This window comes from uncultured Acetatifactor sp. (genome assembly GCF_948601915.1).
Taxonomy (GTDB): Bacteria; Bacillota; Clostridia; order Lachnospirales; family Lachnospiraceae; genus Acetatifactor.
Genome location: NZ_CAPDXS010000179.1, coordinates 1 through 9,603 on the forward strand (window position 1 = coordinate 1; position 9,603 = coordinate 9,603).

The window sequence follows — 9,603 nt, forward strand, 5'->3', positions numbered from 1 at the left end:
TAAAGGAATTGTATCCCCTTTCCGTCCGGCTGCACAAAACCAGCAATCTGTTTATCCAGCATGAGATAAAAACCTTTTCCCCGAATTTCAGGATTCTTTGGTGCTGTTACTCCTTTCACCGGCAAACCCATATTATTATCCAATGTCATCCCCTCTTTTCAATAGATTTTCCGTCCCTTTTCATCCGGAATCCCGGATTTTCTGTAGAAATAGGTGTTTACCTGATCCCTCCACTCCTTTGCGTTATCCAACTGCATCCCCAGCCGCTCTGCTACAGTTCGGAACACTTCCCTATCAATTCTTCCGGCAAGAGAATTCCAGAGGCTGAGCATTTCCTCTACCTCCTCCACGCCTTCAAAATGAGTGTCATAAATATGCTGTATGATACTTTTTCCTGTCTTAAGCCGATATGTGTACGGCAGGTGGTGAAAGAAAAGCAACAATTCCTCCGGACAGGTATCCTTATTCTCATACATAGAGGCATTGGGCTCATAATATTGCTGCGCATACCCCGTCCCACTCTTCGTCCGGTCTATCCCCAGGCCTTTGCAGTCTGCCCTGTGATAAGTCCCCCAGCGGGAATACTCATAGCCATCCACACTGGGACCGTAATGGCCCATAGGATTGACCATCCAGCCTATTCCCAGCGGACAAGTGTACTTTTCGTAAGTCTTTCTCGATCCGAGCAGGATTTTTTTGACAGCGTCCACCACCTCGTCCTCATTAGATAATGTAAGCCTAATCCATTCTTCTGCAATTTCTTCCGAGGTCAGCGAGGTCTGATACGCCAGTCTGCCAAAACCATAAAAATTGGCTGCTGCCAATTCACTCCCAGTCCAGTTAGAATCGTCCCCGGTGTTGCAGACTGCGGCAATCCCGGTACTGCGATTTCCCATCGCTTTTCCGCTGATAATATCGGCAACCCTGTCATTTCCCTCAAAGCAATAGGTCCTGAACTCCAGAATTTCTTTAAACATGGGAATCAGATAACACACATCAATCTGATGTCCTGTGTATTCCTGGGCTACTTGCACTTCCATCATCTGATTTGTCTTCTTCAAACCGCCTAAAAGAGGAGAAACCGGTTCCCGTATCTGAAAATCCATAGGGCCGTTTTTAATTTGCAGTATAACATTGTCATGATAATCTCCGTCCATTCCAATAAAATTATCATAAGCCGCACAAGCTCTGTCTGTTTTATAGTCCCTCCAATCCTGTCTGCAGTTATATACAAAGCAGCGCCAGATGATAATGCCTCCATAAGGTTCGATGATATCCGCCAGCATATTCGCGCCGTCCGCCTGGGTCCTGCCATAGGTAAACGGTCCCGGTCTCCCCTCAGAATCCGCTTTCACCAGAAAGCCGCCTAAATCAGGAATCTTTTCATAAATCTCTGCTATTTTATCTTTCCACCAATGTATTACTCTATCGTCAAATGGGTCTGCATTATCTAAGCCGCCTACCTCTATAGAGGAAGCAAAGTTCAGGCTCAGGAACAGTTTAATGCCATATCCGGCAAACAGATCAGCCATCTTTTTCACCTGCTCCAAATACTTTTCCGTAATCAGCCAAGTGGCAGCTCCCCCTACATTTACATTATTTATGACGACACCGTTGATTCCCACACTGGAAACCAGACGGCAGTAATCCTTCGTCCGGTCGTCTACCAGCACCTCATTGTCCTGAAAGAAAAAAGAAGCGCCGGAATATCCCCTTTCGATGCTTCCGTCCATATTGTCCCAATGATTATACATTCGCAGAGGATTGTCTGGCCTACAGGATATATGGATTCCCTGCAGAGCCTTTTCCATGGCTATCTGGCGCAGAATGCAAAAGACGCCGTACAACACCCCCTTCGCATCTGAGGCTTTCAGATTCAGAATTCCTCCCGCTTCCCAAATGCAGTATCCTTCCGCATCAATATCAGTGTCCCGCGTTATTTCTATGCCGCTTTCAACGCTTTTTACAGCAGAAATATCCATTGTGATTCCGGCCATGCCTTTAACCCCATTTTGTAATTCTGCCAGAGCATTATGTATCACGGCATTCTTGATGTCAAAACCGTCTACTGCGACCTGATTCAGGAACCGTACCTCCTCCCCGATTTTTCGGGGTGTATAATCAAGCCAAGCCTGTGTCCATTTTTTCATTTTACTCCACTTTCCTTTCCTGCAATATCCAACATTGGCTAGGGTATATCATGGACTTTATCCTGCCGGAATCTTCTCGAACCCGAAAAACGCCGTATGGCTGCCCACCCGGCGCTTTCTACCTATTATAGATGCTATGACGTCATTCCACCTCTATCTTCGCGCTCACCTCGCACAGAGCCGGATCCAGGTCCCGCTCCGCCGACAGATCGAAGACCGGCTCCCCATCGACATCGAAGTGTACGCGCCGGATGCCATCGCAGCGCAAAGTCGATGACAATTCCGTCTCCGCATGGTATGCAATCATCAGCTTCCCATCCTCGTCCACAAAGAAGGAATTGTGCCCAGGGCCGTACTCGCCCTTGACAGAATAAAAGGACAGCACGGGGACGATGCTCTTTCTCCATGATTCCACAGCCGTCAGATCCGCGTCCTCGTCAGCCGTCAAAAGGCCCAGCACGTAGGTATAGCTGTTGGCGGCGCCGCCGGAGTAGGTCATATAGACTTTCCCTGACTTGACGAATCCGTGGGGGCCTTCGTTATTGATGGTCCCGCTCACGTTCTCCCATCCGTAGAGGGGACGGGAGAGAAGCACCGGCTCCCCGGCCAGCCTCCAGGGCGCATCTTCCTCCACCCTGGCGATGTAGAGCATGGAGCCGGTGTCCTTCGGCGTTCCTATCCCCCTGCGGTAAGACCAGGCCATGTAGGAAGTCCCGCCCGCCCTTAGGTAGGTCATGTCCAGCGTGATTCCATCTGTAGTCAGCGGCGTTCCGTCCCTGCGCACTACCTTCACAGGTTCCTCCCAGCTGTCCCGCTCCACAATCCGTCCGTCCTTTTTCAGACGCATCAGGTGGCATTGGGGCCCCCACACTTTCCCGCCCACCGCGAACAGGATGTAGAGCTCCCCGCCTATGACATGGAATTCCGGCGCCCAGAAGGTCTGTATGAAGCCCTTTTCCTCGTCCACGTCCAGAAGCAGGCGGTCTTGCGTCCCCGGCTCAAAAAGCCCTTCCACGCTGTCCGCTTCCCGCACATAGATGCCTATATCGTTCTGATTGTCATTGGTGGCCAGGAAATACCACTTCCCCTCCCAGGGAAAGATGACGGGGTCGCCCCGGCCCTTGAGCAGGGGGAAGGCAAATTTCCTGCTGCAGACCCTCCCCGTCACGGAATAGATGCCGGGAGTCCCGAAGTCTATCCCTTCCATATCCCACGCGACTGTCTTCATATCTGTGGAACCGTCCGAATACACAGCCTGTGCCTGAACGGCTGCCAGCTCCTCCGGTCCATGGACGCGAATCGTGTCCGGCAGGCGGATTTCGGTATTGTGCACCTGCGACCAGCTCTGCACGATACGATCACAGAAGGAGCGGCTGATCTCCATGCTGCTGCCCATTACTGCCTCCCCCTCCACAATGTGGCTCTCCTGTGGGACATCCTTTGCCTGCGCCCACAGAGCCTCCCACTGCTCCCCGCTTTTCTCCATCAGCAGGGCCGGCTGGAATTCCTTAAAATCTACGGTTCGCCAGAGCAGGGCATGGCCCTCTTCCCCTGCCCTGTCCGCCAGGATTCCATAGTTTCCGGTTACCAGGATCAGGATGCGGGGATTTTCCACGTACTGGGGGACGATGGTGTCCTCCCCGGAAATCTCTGCTTCCGCGAACAGGACTCCATAGTTTCCATGGAGCGCAAAGTACCGCTCTCCGTCCATGCTGTATGCCAGATGAACGCTGTATGCCAGTCCCTCCGGATAATCCCCGGGGGACGCGCTCCTGGTATAGGCCAGAAGCCTTGCACTTTTTTCCTCATAAGCTACCATATCCGCATCTCCTTCTTTCCTCCTGCGGAATAGATTCTATAATTCCCGCTCAGGGCCAGCAGCGCGAACAGGTACAGGCAGTTGTCGTAATACCGTCTGCCGCCCCGCCGCAGCGGCTGGTTCCAGAGCCATTCCACCCATCTGCGTGCCACATTCCAGTCGCTCCCGGCCTCCTCCGAGTCCTCCCTGGGCACAGCCAGAGCCCCCTGGGCCGTGGTGGCCAGCAGTCCCAGGGGATGCAGCACCGTCTTGTCCACCGGCGTGCCGTCCACCTCGAATACGCATCTCGCCGCCTCCAGATCCGTGCCCAGGAAACGCATCAGCCTAAGGGGCGCACCGTAATGTCCCTCGTCTTTGTCAAACCAGGCGCAGTCCAGGCCGATGTTGGCCGCCGTCCTATAGGCATCGCTGTAGAATCGGCCGTGGGTATCGCCCCATGGCATCTTCCTGTCCATGGGGGTTCCATCGAACTCCCCATACTCCGGGTTCATTCCCGTCACGGGATGGCAGGCCCTGGCCAGGTACCTCCTGCTGGCACATGCCGCCTGTCTCCAGAATTCCCTGTCCTCCTGATCCGCCCAGAGGGCAAAGAGCTCATAAAAATGGGGCAGATGATAGGACGGATCCGTGAAGGGGCTGCCCGGTATGAAAAGGATCTGCTTGTTCTCCCGGTTCCACATGGGCGCGCCCGGCCTGCCGTCCTCCCCCTTATGGATGCAGGCCCCAAGGATCTTGCGTGCCTCTTTAGAGTACGCGTAGATTCCCTCTCCGTCCCCCCATCTGTGCGAGGCGAAGAACAGGGCCATGGCGTAATACTCCTCTCCGTCCGGCGCGGGCCCCAAGGCGTTCTTCTCCCCGCTTGGCTTGCAGCTCCAGGCGAAGTAGCCCTCGTTCTCCCCCTGATCCATGTACATATAGGTCCTGGACCATTTCCAGATACGGTCGAATTCTTCTTTCATGTCCAGCTGGACGCACATCATCATCCCGTAGGACATCCCCTCTGTCCGGACGTCATTGTTTCCGGTGTCCTCCAGATATCCCATGTCCTCCCCCACGGGATGGTAGATTCGTTCCTCCTCGCTTCCATAGAAGAAGGTATCCGCCGCTTCCCGGAGCTTCCGGTCAATCTCCTCCTGGCTTTTTCCAATCTCCGCAAAGACATTGCGGTATATCCCTGTGTCAAAGGATCCCATTTCCATTCTCCTTTCCCTTATGCCGAAGCTTTCGGCCAAATCCTCCAAATCCATAAAATGAGAAACAGGGTTTGCGCCGCCTCGGCAGTCATGTTACAATGTTGACATGGAAGAGCATCATGTCAACTTTTGATTCCATGTGCTCTGAAGCGCACGAAGTCATGGTACAATAGTATACTCGAAATATTTTATCCTCAAGAAGGGAGCGCGCCATGAACCCAAAGCACTTATACGCACTGACCGAAAAGCAGAAGCAGGACTACCAGATACAGCCTGACGAATTCCCGGGCTTTGCTGCAAACAGCACCTCGGAAGAATATGAGTTCACCCCCTACATGGCCCAGACCACCCTGCGCTTCTGGTACAATACCCAGACCAGCGCCTTCTCCACCCACTGGCATGACGCCCAGGAAATCATCATCCCTCTGGAAGAGGAGCTTACCGCCACAGTACAGAATGTCACCTTCCGGCTAAAGCCCGGGGACATCCTGCTGATTCCGCCCGGAGAGCTGCATTCCATCGAAGCCCCTCCCTGCGGGAGCCGGTTCATTTTCCTGCTGGAGCTGACTCTCTTCTGTCAGTTCGGGAGCTTTCTGCGCACCCAGGCCCTTCTGTCGAAGCCAGTGCTCATCACGGCGGATGCCTGTCCGGAAATCTATGAGACGGAAATCTCCCTGATCATGGAGACGGCCGGCCACTACTGGAGCGACAGCCCCTCAAAGCTGCTTTTCATCTACGCTTGCCTGATGAAATTCTATGCCCACTACACAGATTACTGCACGGGCAGACAGCATACCGTTTCAGGGCACGCGGACCACATAAAAGGAAATTCAGCCTCCGACACCGTCTCCCGGCTTCTGGAATACCTGCAGCGCCATTACGCGGAGAACATTACCCTGGAAGAGATATCAAAAAAGGCTGACCTGTCAAAGTTTTATTTCACCAGAATCTTCAAGCAGCATACAGGCCAGACCTTTTATGATTATCTGAGCTTCCTGCGCATCCAGTCGGCAGAGTCCCTCTTAAAGGACACCTCCGTCCCCGTGTCGGACATAGCCGCCGCCTGCGGATACGCCAGCTCCTCCTCCTTCGGCAGAGCCTTCCGGAAATACAGGAACTGCTCCCCCTTAGAATACCGCAGCCTCCATGGCCACGGCAGTCAGTGACCGTCACGAACCGGTGCAAGTCCGGAAGGATGCACGCTCTTTGCACACTTATTCCTTTGTCGCCCCCAGCGTGACGCCCTTTACGAAATATTTCTGCAGGAAAGGATACACGATCAGTATGGGTACCGAGGCCACGATGGTCACCGCCGCGCGGATAGAGGTAGGGGTCACCGTATTGGCCACCTGCTGTCCGTTGCCATAGATGCTGGAAAGGTCGCGTCCGGACTGCATGGCCGAGGACAGAAGCTTCATCATCTCGTACTGCAGGGTGGTCAGGTGGTCGGCGCCGGACGCATACAGGAAAGTGTCGAACCACTGGTTCCAGGCGCCCACGGCGCACCAGAGAGCCACTGTGGCCAGCACGGATTTACAGCAGGGCAGCACAATCTGCCAATAGCAGCGGAAATGTCCCGCCCCGTCCACCATGGCCGCCTCCGTGAGGCTGTCCGGCAGGGACTGTATGAAGGACTTGATTACGACGATATTGTACACGCTTACCAGTCCCGGCACCACATACACCGAGAACTTATTCAGCATCCCCAGATCCTTGATCAGGAAATAATTGGGAATCAGACCGGCGGAGATGTACATGGTCACCAGGAAATAGACAGTGATGAATTTCCTGCCTACCAGCTCCCTTCTGGAGAGCACATAAGCAATCAGCGATCCCACCAGCACTCCCAGCACCGTGGAAAGCAGGGTGCGCAGCACCGAGTTCAGGGCCGCGGTGGCCATGAGCTTGTTCTTAAAGACAGATTTGTAGCTGTATGTGGAGAAGACTCTGGGGAAGAAGGTGATTCCGCCCCGCAGGGTATCCTGGGCGTCATTGAAGGACACCGCTATGGTATTCCAGAAGGGATACAGCATGACCACCACCACGAACAGCATGACGATTCCGTTGACCAGGTGGAATGTCAGGTCACCCAGTCTGTGTTTTCCGATCCTAATGCTCCAAAAATTCTTCATCTGCTCTCCCTCCTTACATCAGGCTGTTCTCGCCCAGCTTGTTGGCTATGGCATTGGTTCCGAACACCAGCAGCAGGGATATGACAGACTTGAAGATGCCCGCTGCCGTGGCCAGGGAATAATTGCCGATGCTCATGCCGTATTTCAGCACGAAGATGTCTATGGTCTGGGACACGTCCTGAAGCAGACCGCTGCCCAGGATATAGGGCACCTCGAAGCTGGCGTTCAGCACCCAGCCCAGGTTCATGATCAGCAGCACCACGATGGTGGACTTGATTCCCGGCAGGGTCACATGCCACATCTTCTGGAAACGGCCGGCGCCGTCCAGCTCCGCGGCCTCATAAAGCGACTGGTCGATGCCGGAGATGGCCGCTATGTAGATGATGGAATTCCATCCCGTCTCCTTCCAGATGTTGGAAAAGGTGGTCACCCACCAGAAATATTTCTGCTCTCCCAGCCACAGGACGGGTTTGTCGATCAGACCCAGCCCCATCAGGATATTGTTCAGCATGCCGTCATTGGTGGACAGTATGTTGGACACCAGGGAGCAGACGATAATCCAGCTCAGGAAATGGGGCAGATAGGACACGGTCTGCGCGATCCTCTTTAACCCCAGCGACTTGATCTCATTGAGCAGCAGGGCGAACACAATGGCAAAGACAAAGCTGAAGGCCAGGTTCATCACGGACATCATCAAAGTATTGCGCACGCTCCGCCAGAATTCTACATCCTCGAACAGGAACATGAACTGGTCCAATCCCACGAATGTGGAACCGGCGTATCCCTTCGCGGGCTTATAGTTCTGAAATGCCATAATCCATCCGCTCAGCGGATAGTATGAAAAGATAAATGTGTAGATCATGCATGGCACGATCATCAGGTACAGGATCTTCTGTCCTGCCATCTTTTTTAATGTTTTCTGATATTTACCCATCCCGTATCCTCTCTTTTCCGGTGACAGCTCTCCTTCCTAGGAGGAGAGCTTCCGCATACAGACAGGCGATGAGGGGATGTGACTCCTCCCATCGCCGCTAAAATCACTTCGCCATCTTCTCGGCAATCTGCTTGTCTACTTCCTGCTGATAGGAATCCAAATCGATAGCATTGAACTCTTTCAGGAAATCCTGCCAGATGGATTCGTATTCTGTCTCATCCTTTGCCAGAATCAGTCTGGGATACAGTTTCATGGTCACATCGGTAATCTTCTGGCTGGCCACTGCCGCGGGGCTGCCGTCCTCCAGATTCATGGCCCACACGGGATAGTAGGCAGGCCGTACAATGGGATCCGAGAACAGCTCCGCCGGATACTTGATGCCATATCCCTCCAGGAACTGCCTGTCGTAATCGGACTGGGATGCCAGGTACTCGTCAGGGGACTCGCCAGGGCCACAGGGCATATTGTCGGCCTTGTAGATGCCCTGCCACTTCGGGCAGTAGTTCCACACGGGCTGGCCTGTCTCATCGCGCCTCCTGGCGGTATCGTAGTTGATGGCGCGCCTCTCGGGCGTCAGCGCTTTGCCTCCGTCCTCCGTGTAGTTCCAATCAACACCTTCCTCGCCCCACTGGAGATAATCCTGCACCTCCCTCTGGCACAGCCAGTCGAAGAAGCGCATCAGCCTCTCGGGATTCTCGCAATTGATGCTGATGCCCACGCCGTTGGTGGCGGTAGGGATGCCGTTGCTCTTGTCCAGATATCCGTCCTTCACGCCGGGGTTGGTAATGGGCAGGCAGACATAGGTGCGTTCGAATTTGCCATCGGCCTTCAGCAGGTCGTTGGCGCTCTGGAAGTTCCAGTTCTGGTCATAGAAGCCGAGGACGGCCCCTGTGGTAATCTTGGAGATATAGTCGTCATAGCTCTGAGTCAGGGTCTCCGCCTCGATGATACCCTTGAGATACTCCTCATTGAGCTTTTTGTAGAAATCATGGGCGGTATCGCTGACCTGATAGAAGGATGTCTCGAAGCTGGTCTGGTCGACAAAGACTGCGCCCTCATTGCCTGCGCCCAGCAGGTTCTGGGCGGGATTCAGCAGCGCCCAGTTGCGCCAGCCGTCCGCCAGAATCTCGAATCCGCTGGTCTTCACGCCATCGATGTCGGGATGCTTCGCTATATAGTCCTCAATCAGTTTGAAGTACTCGTCCATAGTATGGACTTCCGGATACCCGGCCTCCTCCAGCACAGCCTTCTGGATATAAAAGCCGATGCTGCACTCGAAGGGCGGCGCCACCTCGGTCACGTCATTCTGGAAGGTGCCATAAATTTAGATCGGAAGAGCGTCGTGTAGGGAAAGAGTGTAGATCTCGGTGGTCGC

General features: G+C 54.0%; 7 protein-coding genes. 1 reads left to right on the forward strand and 6 read right to left on the reverse strand.

Annotated features, from left to right (window positions below):
* Positions 1-158: 158 nt before the first annotated feature.
* From Q2B33_RS21460 to Q2B33_RS21470, 3 genes are all read right to left on the reverse strand, one after another.
* Positions 159-2,150 (reverse strand): alpha-glucuronidase, encoded by a 1,992-nt coding sequence (locus Q2B33_RS21460; RefSeq protein WP_300766848.1) that lies wholly within the window; start codon positions 2,148-2,150, stop codon positions 159-161.
* A gap of 142 nt (positions 2,151-2,292) precedes the next feature.
* A complete protein-coding gene (locus Q2B33_RS21465; RefSeq protein ID WP_300783545.1) occupies positions 2,293-3,969 on the reverse strand; it encodes a family 43 glycosylhydrolase in 1,677 nt (558 codons plus the stop codon).
* Complete coding sequence (locus tag Q2B33_RS21470) at positions 3,963-5,168, reverse strand: glycosyl hydrolase family 8 (protein ID WP_334305359.1); 1,206 nt, start codon at positions 5,166-5,168, stop codon at positions 3,963-3,965. Before Q2B33_RS21470 ends, Q2B33_RS21465 begins: the two co-directional genes overlap by 7 nt.
* Positions 5,169-5,374: 206 nt before the next feature.
* On the opposite strand from Q2B33_RS21470, the gene Q2B33_RS21475 reads away from it, so the two are divergent.
* Positions 5,375-6,328, forward strand: coding sequence for an AraC family transcriptional regulator (locus Q2B33_RS21475; RefSeq protein ID WP_300783547.1), 954 nt, complete (start codon positions 5,375-5,377; stop codon positions 6,326-6,328).
* 48 nt (positions 6,329-6,376) lie between these two features.
* Here the strand turns inward: Q2B33_RS21475 and Q2B33_RS21480 are convergent, their stop codons facing one another.
* The 3 genes from Q2B33_RS21480 to Q2B33_RS21490 form a co-directional block, all read right to left on the reverse strand.
* The gene (locus Q2B33_RS21480) at positions 6,377-7,294 is read right to left on the reverse strand and encodes a carbohydrate ABC transporter permease (protein WP_300766855.1); all 918 of its coding nucleotides are present in this window, start codon (positions 7,292-7,294) and stop codon (positions 6,377-6,379) included.
* Between the two features lie 13 nt (positions 7,295-7,307).
* Complete coding sequence (locus tag Q2B33_RS21485; protein WP_300818693.1) at positions 7,308-8,198, reverse strand: sugar ABC transporter permease; 891 nt, start codon at positions 8,196-8,198, stop codon at positions 7,308-7,310.
* 133 nt (positions 8,199-8,331) lie between these two features.
* On the reverse strand, positions 8,332-9,528 hold the full coding sequence (locus Q2B33_RS21490) for an extracellular solute-binding protein (RefSeq protein ID WP_300914238.1): 1,197 nt from the start codon (positions 9,526-9,528) through the stop codon (positions 8,332-8,334).
* Positions 9,529-9,603 lie beyond the last annotated feature (75 nt).